Below are 22079 nucleotides of genomic sequence, written 5' to 3'. Positions count from 1 at the left end.
CCGGCCGACCGGGAGACGGTCTTAGCGACCGGGCGCTTATTCGAGGCTCTTGATCGGGTCTTTCGGCGCCGGATCGAAACCCACGAGTTCGACGGTCAGCTTCGCATAGGTGCCGTCGGCCACGATGTCGGCGAGCGCCTTGTTCACCGCCTTCACCAGCTCGGGCTTGCCCTTCTTGATGGCGAAACCTTTCTGGACGTGGCTGACGAAATCCGGCGTCATTTCGAGGGGAAGGCCGGAATTCTTGATCGCCCATGCACCGGCGATCGCATCGGTAATGGTCGCGTCGATATTGCCGTTGACGAGGTCCTGCATCGCGTCCGATTCAGCCTTGTATCCTTTGACGACGGCACCCTTTTCCTCGGCGATTTTTGCGAAGGTGGAAGAGACGAGCGCACCGACGGTCTTGCCTTTGAGATCAGCGGCACTTTTGATGGCCGAGCCCTTCTGGACGACGATGCGGCCGCCCGATTCCAGCCAGCCATTGGCGAAGGTAACGCGCTTCTGCCGCTCTTCGGTTATATCCATCGAAGCGCTGATGATATCGTACTGATCCGCCTGAAGACCGACCAGCAGGGAGTCCCATTTGATCAGAACCGGCGTGTAGGTGAGGTCGAGGCGCTTTGCCACTTCCTTCATCACGCGGATTTCCAGACCGTCGAGCGTTCCATCCGGGGCACGCATGCTGAAGGGCGAAAATGTTCCTTCCGTTGCGACCTGCAGCTTCCCGGGCTCCAGCAATTCAAGCTCTGCGGCAAATGCCGGAGCGTTGGTGATGGTCGCAGCGAGTGCGGCGACGGCAAATGCGATAGATTTGATTTTCATGACTCGTTCCCTTATTGATTTTTTGAATTTTCCTGTTCGTCAGGCGACATTGGCGTCACCCGCAGTCGATCCTGCGGATCGCTCCGCCGGATATTTCAGGCATTGCTGAGAACCGTCGGGGCCTCAGCTTGAAAGGGCATAACGGCGTTCCAGCAAGGCTGCGAGCTGTGTCAGCACCGTCGTAAGCAGGAGATAGATGACGGCCACGGCGATGTAGAACTCGAAAGGCCTGAATGTTGCGGCAATCAGCGTCTGGGCATAAAGCGTCAGCTCCACGACGGTGATCGTCGATAGCAGCGATGTATTCTTCAACGTCGAAATGGCTTCATTCGTGACCGAAGGCAGGATGATGCGGAATACCTGCGGCAGGATAATGCTGCGCATGGTTTCCGCCGGGCTGAACCCCAGCGCCAGAGCCGATTCCGTCTGCCCGCGCGGGATGGCGGACAGGCCTCCCCGGATGATTTCCGCGACATAGGCGCCGCTGTTGACGCCGAGCGCCAGCACGCCGGCGGTGAAGGGCGAGAGCTTCACGCCGAATTGCGGCAGGCCGAAATAGATGATGAAGACCTGGATCAGGGTTGGCGTGCCGCGAACGAACCAGACGTAGAAGGCGGAGGCGGCACGCACCGCGCGCCAGGGCGAACGATGACTGAGCGCCGCAAGCAGGCCGCAGCCCCAGCTGACGATAATGGTCAGGATCGTCAGCCAGAACACCGTCCAGGCAGCCAGCAGAAAGCCCGGACCGTAAAGCTGCACTTCGTCAATAAAATTCGCCATCGTCGTCACGCTCCCCCGGCGCCATCTGCTGCGCCGCTGGGGGCAAGCTGGTCATGCAAAATGCGGTGAAGAAATTGCCGCAGGCGATCGCTCTGCGGATTGCGAAGAATGTCGGGTGCGCCGGTTTCAGCGATGACGCCCTTGTCGAAAAAGAGCACACGTGATGAAACGTCGCGGGCAAAGGCAATTTCATGGGTCACCAGCAGCATGGTCATGCCGTCCGCGGCCAGCGAAGCCATCAGCACCAGCACCTCATGGACAAGTTCGGGATCGAGCGCGGAGGTCACCTCATCGAAAAGCATCAGGCGCGGTTTCATGGCGAGCGCCCGGGCGATGGCGACGCGCTGCTGCTGGCCGCCGGACAGGCGTGCCGGATAGCTGTGGCGTTTCTCATAAAGGCCGATGCGGGAAAGCAGAGCCTCCGCCTCTTCGACAGCCTGGTTTTTGGGTCGTTTCAGCAGCCGGACCGGAGCATGGATGACATTTTCCAGAACCGTCATATGCGGCCAGAGATTGTAGCTCTGAAACACCATGCCGACGCGGGCGCGCAGGGCCTGCAGCTGCGAGGGCGTCGGGAAAAATCGCGATTCCGGCCGAAAATCGAAAGACAGGTTCTCGAATTCGAGATAACCCGACTGAGGCATTTCCAGACCGTTTATCGAACGCAGGAAGGTGCTCTTGCCCGAACCGCTCGCGCCGATGATGGATACGACCTCACCCGGTTCGACACTGAGCGAGACGCCTTTCAGAACCTCGTTTTCCCCGAAGCTCTTGCGGATATCCCGCAGGTTCAAAACGGGTCCGGTCATGGGGTCGTCTCCTTGTACTCATCGACGATCTGCACCGCGACATTCCTCGGTGTGCGGTCCACACCGTTGATCTCGGTAATGTCCTGCGGACAGGCGGACAGCACGAGCAGCAGATCCATCTCGGCCCTCAACGCCACATGGTCACCCGCAGCGGACGCCGGCGGGCGTCGGTCGAGACTGCCATCGGCGTTCACCGCCACATTCATGAAAAGGTTGAGAGATGCCGGCGTCTGGGCGACGGCAAGACCCTTCTCCGCCAGCGCCTCATGGAAATTTCCGGAACAGCTGCGATGAAAACCCTCGCATCCCAGTTGCCGGTAAAGATCCGCATTGCATGGGCAGAGCAGCGTATCATGCCGCAGGGCGGCACTGTCGCTCACCAGCGTCATCATGGCTCTTCTGCGGTTGCTGAAGACACCCATGCCGCGCTCGATGAAGATATTGCTGTTTACCGAGCGCGTATGATCCATCGAGCTGATCTCGGATGGATCGGCTGCCGCAACAGCCCACGCATCCACGACCTGATTTCCGTGGGAATTCGTAACGATGGCGATCTCGCCGGCCAGCATGCGATAGGCTGCGCCATGACCTGCCAATAAATTCTGCACATTTTCAGTCATCGGACACCGTTGGAAGGAATGCTGAAACCGGTGAGACGGCGGCAAGCAGGCGATAGACCCGGATCGATACCGCTCGGTCGAACCAATTTATATTCAGTATACCAACGGAATTCAATAAAGATTTTCAACTATTTATAGCAAATTTATTAGGCTAAACAGCCATAAAACGAGCAGTAAAATGCACAAAATTGCATCATTTATGCCTCCCGCATCATTCGCTTGCACTGCCATCAATCACGGGATACGTTTGGTGTACCTAAAAATTCGACCCGACAGTCTTCCGGTCGTAAATCCGTGAATGCGGGCTTCTCCGGGAGGACCGCGCATTGAGGGAAATGCTGCCCGAGTTTGCCGCAGGTCCCGATGGATCGGCGCGCGAAGATCGCCCGGCCAAACAGCAGATTGAATGGAGTGGAACGCGTGATCCGGTATTTTGCGATCGAGGAATATGAAAGCCGCTGGCAGCGGGTTTTGCGGGAAATGCAGCGCCGTGGCTATGAAACAGCGGTGGTCTTCGGCCGGGGCGGCGGCACCACGGACAATTGCGGTGACATACTCTATCTTTCCAACCACTACGCCATCAGCGGCGGCATGGATTCCCTGATATGGACCGCCCGGTCCTTTTCCGGGATCATTCTACAGCAGGGCCGCGAGCCGCAGCTTCACATCGATGAACCGGAAGTGCGCACCGACCTCGTCTCGATCCGCGATACCCATTGTTCCAGCCATCCTTTTCGAAGCGTGGCGAAAGCCCTGGTCGAAAGGGGTATCAAAGGGCGTGTCGCGATCGTCGGCACGCAGTTCATCCCCGTTAAATATTACCAGCAATTGCTTCAGGACGCTCCAGACATTGAGTGGGTAGCCGAAGACGATCTGATCCGCTCCGTCCGGCGCATCAAAAGCCTGAAGGAACTGGAGTGCTATCGCGTTGCCGGCGAAGGCGCGACGGCCGGCCTGAACAGGTTGATGGAAGGCCTGACCGGCGGCCTTTCAGAGCAGGAAGCGGCGGGAGAGGCGGCCCGTGAAGTGGTGCGGCGCGGCGGCCGGCTGCAGATGATCGGCTGCAACCATGGCGAAACGCTGGGTTTCGACCAGCGTTTTCCCCTGACCGGCTATAGCGCGGACACACCAAAGCCCGGCGACATCGTCACCGGCACCATCCATGCGGCATTTTTTCAGGGCTATTATCTCGATCCCGGCCGCACCGGCATATGCGGCAAACCGACAGCGGACCAGCGACGGCTGATCGAAGCTGCGGCCAATATCGTTCATCGTCTTTCCGACATGATGCGGCCGGGCGTGAAGCTCATCGATATTGCCGCTGAAGGCGACCGTCTGACGCAGGCCTTTGGCGGCTCGGTATCCGCCATCATGAAGAACTTCCCATTCTATGGTCACAGCATCGGTCTCGGCTTCGAACAGCCGAGAATTTCAACCAGCATGTCGCAGCCTGAAGATATTGCCGAGGAAAACATGGTGTTCGGTATCGAATCCTTCCTTTCGCTCGACGGTGTCGGCGCGGCTTTTTATGAGGATATCATCATCGTCGGGCGCGACGGCAACGAGCTTCTGACCCGTTCGCCCAGCCACTGGTGGTAATTTTCCGGCAAGGCGACGGCCGGCACGCGGCTCCCGAGTCCATCGGGGCGGCCAACAGCCGCCCCTTGTTTTCTATTTTAGTGGGCGAAAACGCCGTCGAAATCCTTAAAACCCTTCACCTCGATCGGATTGCCGCTCGGATCGAAGAAGAACATGGTGCGCTGCTCCCCCGGCTCTCCTTCAAAGCGGACGACCGGCGGAATATCGAAGGCCACGCCGGCATCTTCCAGACGCTTGGAAAGCGCGAACCAGTCATCGAGAGGCAGGACCACACCGAGATGCGGCATCATCACCATGTGATTGCCGACCTTGCCGGTCCGGGTAACCTCGAACGGTTTGCCCAGATGCATCGATATCTGGTGGCCGAAAAAGTCGAAATCCACCCAGGTATCGGTGGAACGGCCTTCCTCGCAGCCGAGAACGCCACCATAGAAGCGACGCGTTTCGTCAAGGTCGGTGACGTGATAGGCAAGGTGAAAAAGTGAACGCATTTCGGACTCCTTTCAATTTTTAAAGGGAAATGGCCGCTATCGGGCCATCAGCGGATGGTCAGGTCACGCGGCAGGCTGGAGAGAGGTTCGGCCCCCGTCTCTGTCACGATGACCGTTTCGGATGCGCCAACCGTCCACACGCCATAGCTGCGCAGGGTGGCTGGCAGGTGGAACACCATGCCGGGTTCGATTATCCTGTCGACGCCGGTAAACAGGCTCAACAGCGCACCTTCGCCCCAGTCCGGCGCGAAAGCGGTTCCCATGGAATAACCGATGCGTTTGCGGAAGGCGGCATTGTAACCTGCCGCGTCGATCACACGTTGCGCGGCCTCATGGGGTCCGGCACACGAAACACCGGGCCGAATGGCGGCCAGCGCCGCATCGAGGGCTTTCAACGCGCAATCCATCATCCGCCGGGCTTCGGCGGGCGGAGAACCGATCCACACGGTACGCATCAGCGCGGCGTGATAGCGCGCATGGCAGGCGGCGAGTTCCAGAAAAACCGCATCGCCATTCTCAAGCTTGCGGCGTCTCCAGGTCATGTGGGGCAAACCGCTGCGCGGCCCGGAAGATACGAGCGGTTCCATGGCCATGACCTCCGAGCCCGCCCTTGTGGCAGCATCCAGCATGGCGGCGGCTATCGCGTTTTCGTCGGTTCCGGCAGCGCAGGCGGCAATGCCGGCCGAAAGCCCCGCCTCGGTGTAACCCGCCGCCAGCCGAATGGCCTCCAGCTCGGCTGCGGACTTTATCGTCCGCAGCGGCGAAAGAATGGAGGAACCGTCCGGGATGGACGCAACACCCATCTGCTCCGCGATTTTTGCGGCAAGTACCGGAGAAACAAACCAGCCGTCCAGTTCTATGGCCGGCCGCTCGATATGCCGCTTTTTCAAGAGATCGACCAGGGCGACCGCCGGGTTTCCGCCATCCTGATAGGCGACGACGTCGTCCAGCCAGGTATTGGCGATGGATCCTGCCAGTTCCAGCTGCCGGACGAGAAGCGTCGGCGGTCCATTCACCGGCATGATCAATGCCTGGAAAGCGAAGTATCCGGCCGTCTGCCGCCCGGTCAGCCAGTAGATGTTTTCAGGACCGGTGACGACGAGCGCTTCATGACCCGCATTGCGGATGGCGGCGCGCGCACGATCTTGCCTCGCGGCGAACTCCTCTCTGGGGAAAGAGGCGTCGCACCCCTGCAAATCGGCGAATTCCTGCATGAAACTGTCCATATCATCGTGCTCGGCTTTTGCATGAGAAGCCGGCAAAAGCGTCTCAAGACCGGAATGAAGAAAGAAAAAGCGCTGGCGGCTGCCGGTTTCAGGGGCGGCTCAGCCACCCCAGAAAACGGCTTTTCACGCTTTCGAAATGCGCCTCCATGGCGGCGGAAGCCTTCTGCGGATCCTGCGCCTCGATGGCGTCGATAACCGCAATATGTTCGCGTGCCTGTTCGGCAAAACGGTCATGCGTGCGGGTGATGGTGCAGCGTCGGGCGATACTGCGCATTTCGGTCAGCATGGCAGGCAAAAGCTCAAGCCCGGCGGCAGCGGCCACGGCCTCGTGAAACTGGTCGTCGTCCAGCCAGAACTGATCGAAGGCCACGTTCCTGCCATCCGCATAAGCCTGCATGATTTGCCGCGAATGTTCGAGCGCCTCGGGAAAGGGATGCTCAGCGGCGCGTGCCGCCGCAGCACTCTCCAGCAAGCGCCGTATCTGCACGATTTCCAGCAGCTGCTCCACCGTGACGGGCCGAACCATCAATGCGCCATTGGCAAGCCGCGAAATCACGCCCTCTTTTTCAAGCCGGGAGATTGCCGCCCTCAGCGGCGTGCGGGAAATGCCGGATTCGAGCGCCAGGGCTCTCTCCGTCAGAACGTCACCGGCTTTGAACTTCCCCTCCAGAATGCGTTGTTTGACATCCGTATAGGCCTGCTGGGTCAAAGTTTCCTTTTCGCTCATGCTCTCTCCCCTTTACCGAGCCGACCAGGTCTGTCGCAGAATATCAACGGCATGCGCCAGATCGGCCGGATCCATGGCCTCATCCGGGTTATGGCTGCCGTTCCAGTTCCGCAGAAAGACCATCACCGATTCCCATCCCGCCTGGGCAAATGCCGCCGCATCATGCCCGCCGCCCGATAACATCTGCCGGGGCGAGATGCCGGTCCGTTCGGCCGCAGCGACTATCTGCCGGCCAAGCGCGGAGGACAGACGGGTGGGCTTGCTGCGGGACTGGACGCCGGTGACGACGCGCACGCCCCTTCGTTTTTCGATCTTCTCGATTTCCTGTCGGAAAATTCCATCCGCCCGGTCCAGCACCGCGTCGTCGGCGCTGCGGATATCGATACAGAAATCCACCCGGCCCGGAACCTTGGCGAAAGCATGTTCACTGCTTGCCGCATCCACCCGGCCGAAGGTAACGGCAAGATCGTGCCCTTCCGCCAGAATTCCTTCCCAGGCCCTGTCCATGGCGACGATGATATCCGCCAAGGCAAAAACGGCATCCGAGCGGGCATCGCGCGGCGCGCCGCCCGAATGGGCCCAGACCCCTTCAATCCGCGCTTCACGGTAACGCAGGCCGCCGCGCACACCATCGACGACGCCGAAAGCCTCACCGGCGTTGTCGAGCACCGGCCCCTGCTCGATATGCAATTCCACGAAACGCGCCGGCGGCAGTCCCGGCCCACGCAGGACGGCGTCCGGGTCGCCCCCGAGTTCCTTCATGTGCTCGGCGAGTGTTCTGCCGCTGTCGGCGCGGCGCGCCTGCATTTCCGGCGCCGTGAGCAGGCCAAGCGCCGCACGCGACCCGATATAGGAGACTGGAAACCAGACGCTCTCCTCCGCTCTCGTCACCGTCACGACAATATCTGCCGGTGGGGCCTGCCCGCTTTTCACGAATGCAGTGACGAGTGCCATGGCGCCCACCACACCCGCCGTGCCATCATAGGCACCGCCCATCGGCACGGTATCGAGATGCGAGCCGATATAAAGCGGCGTGGCCTGCCGGTCTCTGCCGGGCAGCCGGGCAAACAGGTTCAGTGCGGCATCCCGCGTCACAGTGAGGCCAAGGACTTCACATTCTTCGGCAATCACCTGATGCGCTTCGCTTTCCAGCGCACTGTAGGAAGGCCGGGTAAAACCGGGGCCTTCCGCTGAAATGGCATTGATGCGGTCCAGCAGACGGTTGACCGTCTCTGTGATCACGGTTTGCGTCATGCCATCATCTCCTGCGGCGCATTGAGCGCGGTGACCGGGCGTTCGCCCGCAAGCCCCGTCAAAACATGCCTTGCAGAGCCGAGAGCCACGCGGCGAAGCGCTTCCAGCGTCGTGCCGCCGAGATGCGGTGTGAAAATCACCCGGCCGCCGGCGGCCAGAGGGCCTGTCGGCGCACCAGGCGAATAAACATCCAGCCCGGCTGCGGCTATGCGTCCGGTTTCGATGGCGCGGGCAAGGGCCGCCTCATCCACCAGTCCCGCCCGTGCCGTGTTGATTAGTATCGCGCCCGGTTTCACCGCTGAAATGGCCAGTTCTCCGAACAGGCCGCGCGTTTCCGCACGGAGCGGCGTATGAAGGGAAATCAGATCGGCCTGCCTCAGCCCGTCTTCAAAGCTGTCAGCCCGTTCGAAGCCATCGAGATCGGCCACCCGCGGCGAATAGACCAGCACCCGCATATCCAGAGCGGCCTTCAGCATCCGGCCGAGCCCGGCGCCAATCGCCCCCCAGCCGACGATAAGGGCCGTCTTGCCGGACAATTCGGAAAAACTCTCCGTCTCGCGAAAGCCATGGACCCCGGCCCTTTCGCTGCGGTCGGCAGCAGGAATACGTCTTGCGGCGGCCAGTGCCAGACCGAGCGCCAGCTCGGAAACCGAGCGGGCATTGGCGCCGGGGGTGTTGCAGACCAGAACACCCTTCGCCGTCGCCGCTTCCTTGTCGACAGCGTCATGACCCGTGCCGTGAACGGCGATGACCCGCAGCCTGTCGCCGGCCTCGATGGCCGATGCGGACAGGCCAGCATCGCGCGTGATGACGGCATCGCAACCCTTGATCATTGCGGCCACGGTCGCCATGTCCGGTTTCGGACACAAAACCGGTTCAACCCCCGCCTCACGCAGAAGGGCGAGACCATCGGCATGAATAGGCTGGACAATAAGGCATTTCATGCGTCCCTGTTCCTTTCGGGAAATTGTTCCAGTTTTTCAAGAATGGCGTCGCGGGCGTGAACGATATGGCGGGCCATGAGCGAGCCTGCCCGTTCCCCGTCGCCGGCGCGCAGGGCGGCAATCATCTCCAGATGTTCGTCGCAGCTTTTCAGAAAACGATCCGGCACCTGGGCATGGTCGAACATGCAGGTACGGCGCCGCAAATCCTCGATCGTGCTCACCATCATCTCGCTGCCCGTGGAAAGGGCAAGCGTCCGGTGGAAAGCATCGTCCACGCGGCGCTGCTCGTCGTCCTCGCCGGGGCCATGCTGTTGCAAATGTCGTATCCGGGCTTCCAGCTCGCCAAGCTCCGGCCGGGCCATCGTCGCCTGTCTGGCGCAATGGGTCTCCAGCACCTGACGAAGGAAGAAAATCTCTTCGACCTCTTCCGCCTTCAGCCGGCGGATCTTGAGAAATCGTCCTTCCTGCGTGGCGAGACCCTCGGCCTCGATCCGCTTGATCGCCTCACGCACGGGCGTCCGGGACATGTCCAGCAGATCACCCAGTTTCGCTTCCTGCAAAGCGTCACCCGGCGTCAGCGCACCGGACAGGATCATTTCGATGATCTTCCCATAAGCCTGCTTGGCGAGCGGCTGATTCATGATGGCATACCTCCTGAAACATCATCCGTTTCCGGCTTTTCTACCAGATTTGCCAGGCGTTCGCGCAAGGCCGTGCGTTCCGCAATCAGAAGCTCTTCGGCTTTTTCCCGTGAAATGGCCGCGAAAGAGACATGTCGGCCGCTCGGAACCTGCGCAAGCCGGGGCAGATCGACGGTGGCGACCGTTGCGATTTTCGGATAGCCGCCTGTCGTCTGGCGCTCCGCCATCAGCACGATGGGCCGTCCCGACGCCGGGACCTGTATCGATCCCGCGCAGGTTCCGTCGGAGACGATATCGTGCCCGCCTTCGGCATGAACGGCGTGTCCGTCCAGCATCTGCGCCATGCGATCCCGGGCGGGAGAAACGATGAAGGAGGCTTTCAGGAAAGCCCGCTGGGTTTCGGCAGAGAAATAGTCGTCCTGTGGGCCGGGAACAATTCGGACGGGACCGCCGGACCGCCGCCAGAGTTGCCGGAGCGCCAGATTGGCGCCGGGATTATCCCGGCCGAGCGGCAGGCGGTCACCCGCCTGCAAACGACGCCCTTCGTAACCGCCGAGACCCGTTCGAACATGGGTGGCACGCGAACCGAGCACAGGCACGGTATCCACGCCGCCGGAGACGGCGAGATAGCCCCAGACGCAATCGCGCAGGGCGCCGATAGAAAGCACGTCATCCGGCAAAATAGTATAGCTCTCCCATGGCGACAGCTTTCGTTTGCCGAGACGGATATCGACGGCGCCTCCTGTCACGGCGATGCGTGCCGGCCGCAAAACGGAAAAGCTGCCCCCGGTGCCGCCGAATTCTATTGCCGCGCTGTTTTCGACATTGCCGACCAGCGCGTTCGCAATACGAAAAGAAGGCATATCCATCGGGCCTGAACCGGAAACACCGGCGTGGCTCAATCCCCTGCGGCCGAGATCCTGAACGGTGGCCATCGGCCCTATCTGCTGGATGACGAGAAAACTCATGAAAGCTGCGCCTCCATGACGGGCTGGCCGGCGGCGACCGCCCGGTCGAGCTCTGCGGCCTCGTCTTCGCTCACCGGCCGAAAACGGACCCGGTCTCCGGCCTGCAACAGAAACGGCTCCGGGCGATGCGGGTCGAAAAGCCGAAGCGGCGTGCGGCCGATGAAGCGCCATCCGCTTGGCCCCGGCACGGAATTGATGCTTGCCTGCTTGCCGCCGATTCCAATCGCACTTGCCTCGATCCGCTGGCGCGGCGTGGCAAGGCGCGGCGTATGCAATTGTTCGGGCAGGCCGCCGAGATAGGCAAAACCCGGCGCGAAACCGATCATATAGACACGATATTCAGCGGATGCGTGCAGCTCGATCAGGGCGGCAGGCGTCATTTCCTTCATGTCCGCCAGTTCCTGCAGGTCGAGCCCGACCGATCCGCCATAAACTACAGGCACATCGAAACGTCTGGCCGGAACGCTGTTCACCGTCAGCGTCATCAGACGCCGGTGCAACTCCCGGTCAAGCGCATGGCCGCGAATGACGGACGGATCATAGATGACCATGAGGGACCGGTAGGTCGGCACCAGTTCCTCGACGCCTTCCACGGGTGTTGCAGCGAGATTTGCCGCAAGCGCGATGATGCGCTCGCTCACCGATTCATCGATGGTATCGGCGAGTTCAACGGACAGGGCGCTGTCACCACAAGCAAGAATGCGCGGAAATTTGCCGCCCATCGATTACACTCCCTCACGTCCACGCATGCGAATTCGATTCTCCCGCCAATCCTTCCTTGCTATTTCAGTATACCAATTGTATGTCAATGAAAAGATGCAATGAATGCGTGCTGCCTGATATCACGCGTATGAACTGGACGAGACCGGGCAACGTCTCGCCCGGAAAGAGGGGCTATGGCGACGATCGATCTGAACTGCGATATGGGAGAAAGCTTCGGGGCCTGGACCATGGGCGAAGACGAAGCGATGATGGAGCTGATTACCACGGCAAACATCGCCTGCGGTTTTCATGCCGGCGATCCGGTTGTCATGCGCGACACCATTCTTGCCGCCAAGGCAAGGGGCATCGCGGTCGGCGCCCACCCGTCTTTCATGGATATTTACGGCTTCGGCCGCCGCCGTATATCCGGCGAACGCCCCGAGGATGTGGAGGCCCAGCTGATCTACCAGATCGCCGCGATGCAGGGCATGGCGGCTGCGCTTTCCTGGCCCATCACCCATGTCAAAACCCATGGGGCGCTGGGCAACATGGCTGCCGTCGATCAAGATCTCGCGCAGGTCTGCATTCGGGCCATCAAGGCGGTGGATCCGTCGCTGGTCTTTATTACGCTGCCCTATTCGGAAACCATGAAGGCCGCCGAAAAAGCGGGGCTGCGCATTGCCTGCGAAGTTTATGCCGACCGCACCTATGACGATGCGGGAATGCTCACCTCCCGGCAGATGCAGGGTGCGGTGATCCACGATCCCAACCAGAGTGTGGATCAGGTTCTGTCCATGGTCTGCGACGGCGTAATCCCCACAACGGGCGGAAAAAAACTGCCGGTGGAAGCCGCCACCATCTGCGTTCACGGCGATACGCGCGGCGCCGTGGATATGGCGCGCGCCCTTCGTTCATCGCTCGCCCGACACGGGCTGCAATTTGCTCCTTTCGCCACACCAAACACCTGATCCGGGGACGTTCCATTGACACGCATTGTATATCTGAACGGCGACTGGCTTGCCGAAGCCGACGCCAAGGTTTCCGTTTTCGACCGCGGCTTTCTGTTCGCGGACGCCATTTATGAAGTCACCGCCGTGATCGGCGGGAAGCTGATCGATTATGCCGGCCACAGCGCCCGTCTTCAGCGCTCGCTCGCTGAACTCGGCTTGACCTGCCCGCTCGAAGCGGAGGAACTTCTGGCCGTTCACCGTGAAATCGTTCGCCTCAACCACATGGACGAAGGCCTGATCTATCTGCAGATCTCCCGCGGTGTGGCGGATCGCGATTTCGCTTTTCCGGCCAATGCCCCGCCGACGATAACCCTGTTCACCCAGGCAAAACCCGTGCTGGACAATCCGCGCACGGAAACCGGCATTGCCATCGCCACCATGCCGGACTGGCGCTGGGAGCGGCGCGACATCAAGACGGTACAGCTTCTCTATCCCTCGATGGCCAAGATGGAGGCGCTCAAACGCGGTGCGGACGATGCATGGCTGGTGGAGGATGGTTTCGTGACCGAAGGCAGCGCCGCCAATGCGCATATCGTCAAAAAGGACGGCACGCTGGTCACGCGCGAACTTTCCAACGCACTTCTGCACGGTATCACCCGCGGAAGCATTCTCGATCTTGCGCAGGGCGCCGGAATTGCCGTCGAACAGCGCGCCTTTACGGTGGATGAGGCAAAGGATGCAGCCGAAGCCTTCATCACATCGGCGACAAATTTTGCCATGCCGGTCGTCAAGATCGACGAAGCCATCATCGGTGACGGCAAGCCAGGCCCGGTCTCGAAGACATTGCGTGAGCTTTACATAAAGACCCGCCTCGCATCGGCGATCTGATTTTCAGCCCGCATTCAGCGAGCCGCCGCACCCCCGGCGGCTCCGCAAGCCTGGCCCCTTATTCGGCACACAGCGGCAACTCCCTGCCTGCCGATCCGCGCCTTTTCGATAATTTCCCTGAAATGCAATCCACTGACGCCAGCCCGGCACAAAGGCTGGTGGACAAGGGAATCCGCTCGAAATCGAACAAAGATTAATCACCTTATTGCGCCGCTCAAAAAACGCCCATATAGTCCCCCTCATTCGGAGTACGTGCTGTATACCGAAAATAACCGCGCCGTCCTGTCGCCAAGGGACAGGGTGAGCCGGAAACAATAAGTGAGGGGATCACAACCATGAAAAACGCAGTTCTCGCCGGGCTGGCTTTGACGATTGCCGGCTTTGCAACCTCCGCGACCGCCGAAACGGCCTGGGACATGTCGGTCGTCTGGCCGGAAGGTAATTTTCACACCAAGAACGCGGTAAAATTCGCTGAAACCGTAAAGACCGTCACGAATGGCGAGGTCGCCATCACCGTGCATTCCGGCGGGTCACTCGGTATCAAGGGTCCGGAAGGCATGACCGCCGTGCGCGACGGCATCGTTCCCATCGCCGATATTCTGATGAGCCAGCAGGTGGGTGAAGCACCGGTACTGGGTGTCGAGACGCTGCCATATCTGGCCCCGACGATGCCTGACCTTGCGCTGCTGCACAAATTCTTCCGCCCCAAGATTGAGGAAGTCGCAACCTCGATGAACCAGAAGCTGCTTTACATGGTGCCGTGGCCGGGACAGGCCGTCTATGCGCCGAAACAGATCGAAAAAATTGAAGACGTCAACGGCCTCAAGATCCGCGTCGTCGATGCGAACGGCCATAATTTCTTCCACGCCCTTGGCGCTCTTCCCGTTCAGATGCCGTGGGGCGAAGTCGTGCCGTCGCTTGCCGCCGGCACCATCAACGGTGTCACGACCTCCTCTTCGTCCGGCGTCGACGGCGCTTTCTGGGAGTTCATGAAAAGCATGAGCACCTTCAACTGGCAGGCATCTTCCAACATCGTCACCGTCAATCTCGATGCCTGGAATGCCCTGTCGCCAGAAAATCAGGCGGCGATCGAACAGGCATCGAAGAAACTCGAAGGCGAATTCTGGCTGGTCAGCCGGGCCGAGGACGAAACCAAGCTCGCCACCCTGAAGGAAAAGGGCATTACCGTCACGTCGCCTTCTCCCGAACTCAAGGCCGCCCTCATCGAGCGCGCCAAGCCGTTGTGGGACGATTTTCTCAAGCGCGTGCCCGATGCCGCGCCCTATGTCGAAGCCTATCTGAAGGCGCGTAACTGACTTTCTCCCGTCGGAAATGAAAGGGCAGCCAGCAATCCCGGCCGGCTGTCCGCCTCCTTCTGCGCACTCCGGAGAAACATCATGACAAATCCAGCCAGTCCCGCATTCGCTGCCATCATAACGCCGATCGACCGGTTGACGGAGGCTGCAAACCTGCTCGCAGCCCTGTCTCTCCTCGGCATTTTCATTCTCATCGCCTGCGAAATCCTTCTCAGAAACCTTGCCGGCTACTCCCTGCCATTCGCCTGGGATGTCGCCGCTTACCTGATGGCCACGAGCTTCATGCTCGCCGGCGCCAGCGCGCTGAAATCCGGTTCGCATGTCCGCGTCACCGCAATAGGCGAGGCGCTTTCTTCAACCGGCGCAAGACGGCTGGATATGGTGGCATGCCTTGTCGGCCTTGTTATCTGCGTTGCCCTTTCGGTCGCATTGACGGACATGGCCGTCCTGTCCGCGCTGCGCGGTTCAACCTCCTCGTCGGTCATCCGCATTCCGCTCATCTATCCGCAGAGCGCGCTCGCAATCGGCGCGATCATCCTGAATTTGCAGATGCTGGCGCAGTTCCTGCGGCTTCTTCGCGGCGAAACACTTTCAACCGGCCCGGGACTGGAATAAATCATGGGAAAGATCACCTTCAGCCTGCTCGGCCTGATGACGCTCATTCTGGGTACGGGGGTCTGGATCGGCCTTGGCCTCGTAGGCACGGGGGCGGCGCTGGCCGCACTCTATCGCCCCGCTTTGCCGCTTTTCAAGCTGCTGGCCCAGCAAACCTGGAACACGCTGGTTTCGCCGGAAATGCTGGCCCTGCCGCTCTTCATCTTCATGGCGGAAATCCTGTTCCGAACGAAGATTTCAGAAGCGCTGTTCTCCGGCCTTGCCCCCTGGCTTCGGCATGTGCCCGGCCGGCTTGCCCATATCACCGTTCTCGGCTGCACGCTTTTTGCCTCCGTCTGCGGCTCATCCGCGGCCACCACGGCAACGGTCGGGCGCATCACCGCAAAGGAGCTTATTTCGCGCGGTTATAACCGCGACCTCATCACCGGCAGCCTTGCGGGGGCAGGAACGCTGGGCTTTCTCATCCCGCCATCGACGATCATGATCATCTATGGGGTCATGGCGGAGGAATCGATCCTGAAGCTGTTCATGGCGGGCATCCTGCCGGGCCTGCTGATGGCCGCATCCTATATGGGCTATATCGGCATCCGGGCGCTAATGAATCCGGCCCTTGTCGGTGAGGCCCTCGCGCCCACCACCTTCATCGAAAAGCTGGTGGCGTTGAAGGATCTGGGACCGCTGCTGCTGCTCATCATCGGCGTGGTCGGCTCGATGTATGGCGGGATCGCCTCGCCGACGGAAGCAGCCGCGGTCGGCGTCGGCGGCGCAATCCTTATCGGCGCTTTCCAGAAGACGCTGAACCTTTCGAACCTCATGCAGGCGGCGAAACAGGCGGCCGATTCCTGCGCCATGATCGGCCTCATTATGGTCGGCGCGATGTTCCTGTCGACCGTCATCGGTTATCTCGGCATGCCGCGCTATATCGCCGGCATCATCGAGGGCTGGGGCCTTTCGCCATTCATGCTCATCATCGTGCTCCTGATCTTCTACATCATCCTCGGCACGGTGATGGAAGGGCTGGGCTGCATCGTCATGACGCTGCCGATCACCCTGCCGCTGGTCATGGCGGCCGGTTACAGCAAGGTCTGGTTCGGCATATTCATCGTCATCGTGGTGGAGATGGCGCAGGTCTCGCCGCCCGTCGGTTTCAACCTCACCGTCATCCAGCGCCTGACCGGCGACAGCATGGCCCGCATTACCCGCGCGACCATGCCGTTCTTCTTCATCATGTGCGCTTTCGTCCTGCTCATCGCCATCTTCCCGGAAATCGTTTCGATCGTTCCGGATATGCTGGCGAATAACTGACGCAAACGGTTTGCCGGCTAAAGCGCTCCCATGCGCAGGGCCGGCATCCCCCAGACCCGGCTCCGCCGCGGTCAATTCCACGGGTTGGAACAGACCCCTTGCAACACAGGCGGCTCAAATAGGAACATGTCATGTCGCTCATAAATTCCAGTACCAAGGGTGTGTTCGTCATTGCCTGCACACCGTTTGCCGAAGACGGTTCGCTCGATGGCGAAAGCATCGGCCGCATGGTCGACTTCTATTATGAAAAAGGCGCGGACGGGCTGACGATCCTCGGCATGATGGGGGAAGCACCCAAGCTCACCCAGGCGGAATCGATCGAAGTCACGAAGCTGACGCTGAAGCGTTCCGAAGGAAAACCCGTGGTGGTCGGCGTCTCCGCACCCGGCCTTGCCGCCATCGGCGAACTGGCCAAGGCAGCCATGGATCTGGGTGCCGCCGGCGTCATGGTCGCTCCGCCACCCGCGCTGCGTACCGATGAGCAGATCGTCGCCTATTATCGTAACGTCGTCGAGACTGTCGGCGCCGACGTGCCTGTGGTGCTGCAGGACTTCCCGCTCTCCACCGGCGTTCAGATAAGCGCAAAAACGCTGGGCGTCATCTTCGAGGCCCATCCGAGCATTGTCATGCTCAAGCATGAGGATTGGCCGGGCCTGCAGAAGATCACCGACCTGCGCGAAGCGGAGGCCAAAGGCCGTCGCCGCACCTCCATCCTGTGCGGCAATGCCGGTGTTTTCCTGACCGAGGAAATGCAGCGCGGCGCCGATGGCGCCATGACCGGTTTCGCCTATCCGGAAATGATGGTGGATGTCGTCCGTCTCAGCAATGAGGGCAGATACGAAGCCGCGCAGGACTTGTTCGATGCCTATCTGCCGCTGATGCGCTATGAACAGCAGCCCGGTCTCGGCCTTGCCGTGCGAAAACATGTTCTGGCAAAACGCGGCGCCATCGCCAGCGCGACCCAGCGCCGCCCAGGCGCACCGCTGAGCGCGCTCGCCGTGAAGGAAGTCGAGACGCTGATCGAACGGCAGATGCGCCGATTGGACTTGTTGCGTTGACGGAGATGAATTCACTGCCGTTGTGACGGACCCGATCAGCGAGGCAATGCGGGAACGGCATTTCTGCTCGCTTCGCGACGAGTCCAACAAAGCTCACGGACAGCAGATCTATGGGGAAGACTCCCCTCTCCCGGTAAGTCACTGTGACATATAGACTTATCGGGAGAGGGGAATGGTACGGTTGAGTGGGGTCGAACCACCGACCTCAGGTGCCACAAACCTGCGCTCTAACCAACTGAGCTACAACCGCACATGAAACGCCGAAGCGGCGTCACGGGGGGTGACATAAAAGGTGTTTTCCCCATTTGCAAGTGCCTCTTCGAATTTTGCGAAAAAAGGCTGAGAAAGGCAAGTGCTTTTCAATGGGCCGGGCTGACATAAAGAGGCCGCAGCGGCCTGTTGATGTTAACTCTATTTGGCGATTCATCCGGCGGATGGTGGACCGGACCGCGCTGTGAAGTTATTTAAAATTCTGTTAACGTGATGCCTCGGCGGGTTTACGTTTAGAGCTTCATGAGGAAGCCGAAAAGCCCGCAAGGTCCGGTAGTGCCAGAATAGGTTTCGACATGCCCGCCGTCCAGTATCCCTTTATCGATATCGCAGTGCATGAACGGGTGCGTGAAGGTTTCGGGCGCGGCGCGGCCATGGCGTTGTTCTCGCTCGACCTTAAAAACGCCCTTTGGGCCAATGGCCGGGGTGCGGCGCTGTTTGGCACGCCGATGGTCTATGATTTTCTGGAACAGGGCCCGAAACCGCAGGACGTGACCTTCCGGCAACTGGCTGCCACGGCGGCGCGGCTTTCCAAAGCGGGCGACAGCCTGCCGTTTACCATTCGCATCACCTCAGGTTTCCGCAGCCTTGCCGTTACGGCGCGCGCGGAAATCATCGAGGCCGAACCCGGCCAGCCGGCCATCCTGTTTTCCGCCCTCACCGACCAAGTCGCACCCGACACGGCGGAATGCGCCCGGCGCATGATCGAAGGTTTCGACGACCCCGATATCCATATGGCGGTTCTGAACGGCGAGAACGAGATTGTCGCCGCCTCGCCCGGCTTTTCGTCGCTCGGCATCACGCCGCATACCGCACGGATACTGGTGAAAATGGCAGCCGGACAGTCCGGCCATCTCGTCAAGCGGCCGGTGCCGACCGGCAAGGGTTATTTGCCCGCCGCCACCGGCCAGATTGCGGCATCGCCCGAACTGAACCTGATGTTCGTGGTCGAAACCGCGCTGGGCACACTCGATCCCGTCAATGGTTTCGCAGAAGACAGGCCGCAGGAAACGCCAGCCGCCGCCGAGCCCGCCCTGCCGGTTGCGGAGGTCGCGCCTGTTGCCGCTGCAACCTCCTTCGATTCCGTGCTCGATGCCGTCGCTGGCATCGAGGATGTGGAAGAGGTGCAGGAACTGCCGGCCGATCCCGAAGAGGAAGAGGCAGCGCAGCAGGATGAGAACAACCTTCTCTCATTGCCGGAAAGCGGAGCGGAGACCCCGGCGGCGCTTTCCGTGCAGGACGCCGACGCGGCTGCGCATGTGGCGATGACCGACGACATCGCCGATCTTTTCGAACTCGATGAGGATGAAGCAGACGCCCCCTTGACCGAGCGGACAATCGCCGATGCCCCTGCCGAAGAGACCCGGGCCGAAGAAAACGCAGTCGCGGACGATGAAATCGTCGAAACAGCGCCGTCAGACGCTGCTCCTGCGGTGGATGAGGAGATAACGGCGGAGGCGGAGACCGAGGAAACGGACATCGGCGCTGGCGCAGAAGCGCAGCCTTTTGTTTTCAATGCCGGTGCGCGCGCTTCCCGTTTCGTCTGGAAAATCGATGCGGAAGGGCGCTTCAGTTCGATCTCGCATGAATTTGCAGAGGCTGTGGGCGCCAAGGCGGCTGCCGTGGAAGGCATGGGCTTTGCCGATGTCGCGGCCCTGTTCAATCTCGATCCCGACGGCAAGATCCGCGAGCTTCTCGGCCGTCGCGACACATGGTCGGGCAAGACGATCTACTGGCCGGTGGAAGGCACATCGCTGATGGTGCCGATCGATCTTGCCGCCCTGCCCACCTATACGCGCTCACGCGAATTCGACGGTTTCCGCGGTTTCGGCATCGTGCGGCTTGCCGATGCCGCCGAAGACCCGCATGCCACGGGCCTCACCTTCCTCAACGGCGAAGAGGCCGATCCGGCGGAAGCCCTGCCGCAGCCCGCCATCGAGGATGAAAGCTACGAATTGCTGGCCTTTATCGATGAAGATGACGACGCGGCGCAAGACGCCGGTTCCATCGCTGAGGATGAGGTCCCGGCAACGGAGGCCGATGCGGCGGATGATGAATCGGACGTGGTTTCGGCTGAAGAACAGCACCATGATTATACCCCGCCGGAATTCGAAGCGCCGGTTGCAGCGCCCGCGCTGGAGCCGGCCTATTCCGACAAGGTCGTCCATCTGGAGGAGCGCCGCTCGCGCTCCCGCGAGGGGCTGACCGCAGGCGAACAGGCCGCCTTCCGCGAAATCGGCCGGGCCCTGGCGCCGGCGGATGCTGCTTCCGAAGAAGACCGGGAAACGGAGTCGGAGGCCATTTCCGCTGAGCCGATCATGCAGGATATTCAGCAGGATATCGATGCGGATGCTTCGGAAAGCGCGCCCTCCGAAACGGAAAATGACGACAGGAAAACCGAACCGGCGGAGGAAGACGATCTTTTCGCCGATTATGTTCGTGGCGAGCAGCCTGCAGCCATTCGCGCACCGGCGGATGAAAGCGGTTCCGGCGAAAAGCAGGAGCCTGCGGCTGACGAGCGGCCGGCTGCCGATATTGCCGCCGCCATGGTCAGCCCATCCGTTCGCCCCGCGAATGCCTTGACGGCCGAGACGCTGGACCAGATGCCCGTGGCGCTTCTGGTGCATGCCGGCGACAGGCTGATCCACGCCAACCCGGATTTCCTGCGCTTGACGGGCTATGGCTCTCTCGCCGAACTCGAAGAGGTGGGCGGTCTGGAAGCGTTGCTGCAGCGGCAGGAGCTGGAGGACATGCCGGACAACGAAGGCGGCATGGTGGTCGTCAGCTCTGACAACGACATCATTCCCGTCAAAGCGCGGTTGCAGTCCATCCGCTGGGAAGAAACCAAGGCGCTGATGCTGTCGCTGGTGCCGCTTGAGGAAAAGCAGGCGCCGGTTGCGGCCGCCAACGAAAATATTGCTGCCGGCGATGCCGAAAATGCGGAAGCAGGCAGCCTCTCCCTGTTGCAGGGCGAAGTGGAAGAGCTGCATTCCATTCTGGAAACGGCCACCGACGGCGTGGTGCTTCTGGGAGACGAAGGCGAAATCCGCTCGCTCAACCGTTCCGCCAGCGCGCTGTTCAACTATGACAATGGTGAAATCGCCGGCAAGCCTTTCGTCACCCTCTTTGCCCATGAGAGCCAGCGCGCCGTGCTGGATTATCTCTCCGGTCTCGCCAATAACGGTGTCGCCAGCGTGCTGAACGACGGCCGCGAAGTGATCGGCCGCGAAGCATCCGGCGGCTTCCTGCCGCTGTTCATGACCATCGGCCGGCTAAAATCGTCGCATGGCTATTGCGCGGTTATCCGCGACATCACCCAGTGGAAGCGCACGGAAGAAGAACTGCGCAACGCCAAGCGGGCGGCGGAAACCGCCAATGCCCACAAGACCGATTTCCTGGCGCGCGTCAGCCATGAAATCCGCACGCCGCTCAATGCCATCATCGGCTTTGCCGACATGATGGCGACCGAACGTTTCGGGCCGATCGGCCATCCGCGTTATGTCGAATATGCCAATGATATCGGCCGTTCCGGCCGGCATGTGCTCGACATCGTCAATGATCTGCTCGATATTTCCAAGATCGAGGCCGGGCAGATGGATGTGGATTTCGTCGCCGTGCCGCTCAACGAAACGGTGGCCGAGGCGGTCTCGCTGGTGCAGCCGCAGGCCAACAACCAGCGCGTCATCATCCGCACCGCACTTGCGCAATCCGTGCCGCAGATCGTCGCCGACCTGCGCTCGATCAAGCAGATCGTGCTGAACATCCTGTCGAACGCCATCCGCTTCACGCCGTCCGGCGGCCAGATCGTGGTATCCACCGCCTATGAGGCCAATGGCAGCGTGTCGCTGCGCATTCGCGACACCGGCATTGGCATGACCCGGGCGGAACTGGAACAGGCCATGAAGCCGTTCCGGCAGGTGGCCTCCTCCGGCAAGCGCGTGCGCGGCGACGGCACCGGGCTCGGCCTGCCGCTGACCAAGGCGATGGTGGACGCCAACCGGGCGAATTTCTCCATCACCTCCACGCCGAATGAAGGCACGCTGGTGGAAATCACCTTTCCGTCGCAGCGGGTTCTTGCCAACTGAGGCCAT

Annotated in this window: 20 protein-coding genes and 1 tRNA gene; 8 read left to right on the top strand and 13 right to left on the bottom strand. The window is 60.9% G+C overall.

Annotated features, from left to right (window positions below; genetic code table 11):
* Positions 1-36 precede the first annotated feature (36 nt).
* The 4 genes from ACQZ5K_RS02605 to ACQZ5K_RS02590 form a co-directional block, all read right to left on the bottom strand.
* A complete protein-coding gene (locus ACQZ5K_RS02605) occupies positions 37-825 on the bottom strand; it encodes a transporter substrate-binding domain-containing protein (RefSeq protein ID WP_448737323.1) in 789 nt (262 codons plus the stop codon).
* A gap of 123 nt (positions 826-948) precedes the next feature.
* On the bottom strand, positions 949-1605 hold the full coding sequence (locus ACQZ5K_RS02600) for an amino acid ABC transporter permease (protein ID WP_142778715.1): 657 nt from the start codon (positions 1603-1605) through the stop codon (positions 949-951).
* Positions 1606-1610: 5 nt separating this feature from the next.
* Positions 1611-2414 carry an amino acid ABC transporter ATP-binding protein gene (locus tag ACQZ5K_RS02595; RefSeq protein ID WP_004432658.1) on the bottom strand — a complete coding sequence of 268 codons (804 nt, stop codon included), beginning with the start codon at positions 2412-2414 and terminating at the stop codon, positions 1611-1613.
* Positions 2411-3034: a DUF1989 domain-containing protein gene (locus ACQZ5K_RS02590; protein WP_448739554.1), complete on the bottom strand. Its 624-nt coding sequence runs from the start codon at positions 3032-3034 to the stop codon at positions 2411-2413. The genes ACQZ5K_RS02595 and ACQZ5K_RS02590 overlap by 4 nt, the downstream gene beginning before the upstream one ends.
* Positions 3035-3454: 420 nt before the next feature.
* On the opposite strand from ACQZ5K_RS02590, the gene ACQZ5K_RS02585 reads away from it, so the two are divergent.
* The gene (locus tag ACQZ5K_RS02585) at positions 3455-4633 is read left to right on the top strand and encodes a M24 family metallopeptidase (protein WP_448739553.1); all 1179 of its coding nucleotides are present in this window, start codon (positions 3455-3457) and stop codon (positions 4631-4633) included.
* A gap of 77 nt (positions 4634-4710) precedes the next feature.
* On the opposite strand, the gene ACQZ5K_RS02580 is transcribed toward ACQZ5K_RS02585, so the two are convergent.
* The 8 genes from ACQZ5K_RS02580 to pxpB all read right to left on the bottom strand — a co-directional run bounded on the left by ACQZ5K_RS02580 (position 4711) and on the right by pxpB (position 11606).
* Positions 4711-5124: a VOC family protein gene (locus ACQZ5K_RS02580; protein ID WP_004432652.1), complete on the bottom strand. Its 414-nt coding sequence runs from the start codon at positions 5122-5124 to the stop codon at positions 4711-4713.
* Between the two features lie 47 nt (positions 5125-5171).
* Entirely contained in the window at positions 5172-6338 is a 1167-nt protein-coding gene (locus ACQZ5K_RS02575; RefSeq protein WP_448739552.1) for a M24 family metallopeptidase, read from the bottom strand.
* Positions 6339-6438: 100 nt separating this feature from the next.
* On the bottom strand, positions 6439-7077 hold the full coding sequence (locus ACQZ5K_RS02570) for a GntR family transcriptional regulator (RefSeq protein WP_448737318.1): 639 nt from the start codon (positions 7075-7077) through the stop codon (positions 6439-6441).
* A gap of 12 nt (positions 7078-7089) precedes the next feature.
* Entirely contained in the window at positions 7090-8331 is a 1242-nt protein-coding gene (locus ACQZ5K_RS02565; RefSeq protein WP_448739551.1) for a hydantoinase/carbamoylase family amidase, read from the bottom strand.
* Entirely contained in the window at positions 8328-9275 is a 948-nt protein-coding gene (locus ACQZ5K_RS02560; RefSeq protein WP_448739550.1) for a hydroxyacid dehydrogenase, read from the bottom strand. The genes ACQZ5K_RS02565 and ACQZ5K_RS02560 overlap by 4 nt, the downstream gene beginning before the upstream one ends.
* The gene (locus ACQZ5K_RS02555; protein ID WP_448739549.1) at positions 9272-9916 is read right to left on the bottom strand and encodes a GntR family transcriptional regulator; all 645 of its coding nucleotides are present in this window, start codon (positions 9914-9916) and stop codon (positions 9272-9274) included. The genes ACQZ5K_RS02560 and ACQZ5K_RS02555 overlap by 4 nt, the downstream gene beginning before the upstream one ends.
* Complete coding sequence (locus ACQZ5K_RS02550) at positions 9913-10884, bottom strand: 5-oxoprolinase subunit C family protein (protein ID WP_004432635.1); 972 nt, start codon at positions 10882-10884, stop codon at positions 9913-9915. The genes ACQZ5K_RS02555 and ACQZ5K_RS02550 overlap by 4 nt, the downstream gene beginning before the upstream one ends.
* Positions 10881-11606: a 5-oxoprolinase subunit PxpB gene (gene pxpB / locus ACQZ5K_RS02545; RefSeq protein ID WP_448739548.1), complete on the bottom strand. Its 726-nt coding sequence runs from the start codon at positions 11604-11606 to the stop codon at positions 10881-10883. The genes ACQZ5K_RS02550 and pxpB overlap by 4 nt, the downstream gene beginning before the upstream one ends.
* 174 nt (positions 11607-11780) lie before the next feature.
* Here pxpB and ACQZ5K_RS02540 point away from each other — a divergent pair, with 174 nt between their 5' ends.
* The 6 genes from ACQZ5K_RS02540 to ACQZ5K_RS02515 all read left to right on the top strand — a co-directional run bounded on the left by ACQZ5K_RS02540 (position 11781) and on the right by ACQZ5K_RS02515 (position 17718).
* Entirely contained in the window at positions 11781-12554 is a 774-nt protein-coding gene (locus tag ACQZ5K_RS02540) for a LamB/YcsF family protein (protein WP_196378002.1), read from the top strand.
* A gap of 15 nt (positions 12555-12569) precedes the next feature.
* Positions 12570-13424, top strand: coding sequence for a D-amino-acid transaminase (locus ACQZ5K_RS02535; protein ID WP_448739547.1), 855 nt, complete (start codon positions 12570-12572; stop codon positions 13422-13424).
* 335 nt (positions 13425-13759) lie between these two features.
* A complete protein-coding gene (locus ACQZ5K_RS02530; RefSeq protein WP_448739546.1) occupies positions 13760-14740 on the top strand; it encodes a TRAP transporter substrate-binding protein in 981 nt (326 codons plus the stop codon).
* Between the two features lie 81 nt (positions 14741-14821).
* Positions 14822-15355, top strand: coding sequence for a TRAP transporter small permease subunit (locus tag ACQZ5K_RS02525; protein ID WP_448739545.1), 534 nt, complete (start codon positions 14822-14824; stop codon positions 15353-15355).
* Positions 15356-15358: 3 nt separating this feature from the next.
* Positions 15359-16660: a TRAP transporter large permease gene (locus ACQZ5K_RS02520; RefSeq protein WP_174004789.1), complete on the top strand. Its 1302-nt coding sequence runs from the start codon at positions 15359-15361 to the stop codon at positions 16658-16660.
* A 131-nt stretch (positions 16661-16791) separates the two neighbouring features.
* The gene (locus ACQZ5K_RS02515) at positions 16792-17718 is read left to right on the top strand and encodes a dihydrodipicolinate synthase family protein (protein ID WP_448739544.1); all 927 of its coding nucleotides are present in this window, start codon (positions 16792-16794) and stop codon (positions 17716-17718) included.
* Between the two features lie 173 nt (positions 17719-17891).
* On the opposite strand, the gene ACQZ5K_RS02510 is transcribed toward ACQZ5K_RS02515, so the two are convergent.
* Positions 17892-17968, bottom strand: a tRNA-His gene (locus ACQZ5K_RS02510).
* A 316-nt stretch (positions 17969-18284) separates the two neighbouring features.
* On the opposite strand from ACQZ5K_RS02510, the gene ACQZ5K_RS02505 reads away from it, so the two are divergent.
* Entirely contained in the window at positions 18285-22073 is a 3789-nt protein-coding gene (locus ACQZ5K_RS02505; RefSeq protein WP_448739543.1) for an ATP-binding protein, read from the top strand.
* The last annotated feature ends 6 nt before the right edge of the window (positions 22074-22079 follow it).

The sequence above is a fragment of the Agrobacterium sp. 22-226-1 genome, from assembly GCF_053522345.1.
The sequence above is the reverse complement of the archived record's forward strand: the minus strand, read 5'-3'. Positions and strand labels throughout refer to the sequence as shown.

Excerpts from the sequence above, each read along its gene's own strand:
- ACQZ5K_RS02605 (WP_448737323.1), bottom strand. The coding sequence starts at position 825 with ATGAAAATCAAATCTATCGCATTTGCCGTCGCCGCACTCGCTGCGACC.
- ACQZ5K_RS02600 (WP_142778715.1), bottom strand. The coding sequence starts at position 1,605 with ATGGCGAATTTTATTGACGAAGTGCAGCTTTACGGTCCGGGCTTTCTG.
- ACQZ5K_RS02595 (WP_004432658.1), bottom strand. The coding sequence starts at position 2,414 with ATGACCGGACCCGTTTTGAACCTGCGGGATATCCGCAAGAGCTTCGGG.
- ACQZ5K_RS02590 (WP_448739554.1), bottom strand. The coding sequence starts at position 3,034 with ATGACTGAAAATGTGCAGAATTTATTGGCAGGTCATGGCGCAGCCTAT.
- ACQZ5K_RS02580 (WP_004432652.1), bottom strand. The coding sequence starts at position 5,124 with ATGCGTTCACTTTTTCACCTTGCCTATCACGTCACCGACCTTGACGAA.
- ACQZ5K_RS02575 (WP_448739552.1), bottom strand. The coding sequence starts at position 6,338 with ATGCAGGAATTCGCCGATTTGCAGGGGTGCGACGCCTCTTTCCCCAGA.
- ACQZ5K_RS02570 (WP_448737318.1), bottom strand. The coding sequence starts at position 7,077 with ATGAGCGAAAAGGAAACTTTGACCCAGCAGGCCTATACGGATGTCAAA.
- ACQZ5K_RS02565 (WP_448739551.1), bottom strand. The coding sequence starts at position 8,331 with ATGACGCAAACCGTGATCACAGAGACGGTCAACCGTCTGCTGGACCGC.
- ACQZ5K_RS02560 (WP_448739550.1), bottom strand. The coding sequence starts at position 9,275 with ATGAAATGCCTTATTGTCCAGCCTATTCATGCCGATGGTCTCGCCCTT.
- ACQZ5K_RS02555 (WP_448739549.1), bottom strand. The coding sequence starts at position 9,916 with ATGAATCAGCCGCTCGCCAAGCAGGCTTATGGGAAGATCATCGAAATG.
- ACQZ5K_RS02550 (WP_004432635.1), bottom strand. The coding sequence starts at position 10,884 with ATGAGTTTTCTCGTCATCCAGCAGATAGGGCCGATGGCCACCGTTCAG.
- pxpB (WP_448739548.1), bottom strand. The coding sequence starts at position 11,606 with ATGGGCGGCAAATTTCCGCGCATTCTTGCTTGTGGTGACAGCGCCCTG.
- ACQZ5K_RS02540 (WP_196378002.1), top strand. The coding sequence starts at position 11,781 with ATGGCGACGATCGATCTGAACTGCGATATGGGAGAAAGCTTCGGGGCC.
- ACQZ5K_RS02530 (WP_448739546.1), top strand. The coding sequence starts at position 13,760 with ATGAAAAACGCAGTTCTCGCCGGGCTGGCTTTGACGATTGCCGGCTTT.
- ACQZ5K_RS02525 (WP_448739545.1), top strand. The coding sequence starts at position 14,822 with ATGACAAATCCAGCCAGTCCCGCATTCGCTGCCATCATAACGCCGATC.
- ACQZ5K_RS02520 (WP_174004789.1), top strand. The coding sequence starts at position 15,359 with ATGGGAAAGATCACCTTCAGCCTGCTCGGCCTGATGACGCTCATTCTG.
- ACQZ5K_RS02515 (WP_448739544.1), top strand. The coding sequence starts at position 16,792 with ATGTCGCTCATAAATTCCAGTACCAAGGGTGTGTTCGTCATTGCCTGC.
- ACQZ5K_RS02505 (WP_448739543.1), top strand. The coding sequence starts at position 18,285 with ATGCCCGCCGTCCAGTATCCCTTTATCGATATCGCAGTGCATGAACGG.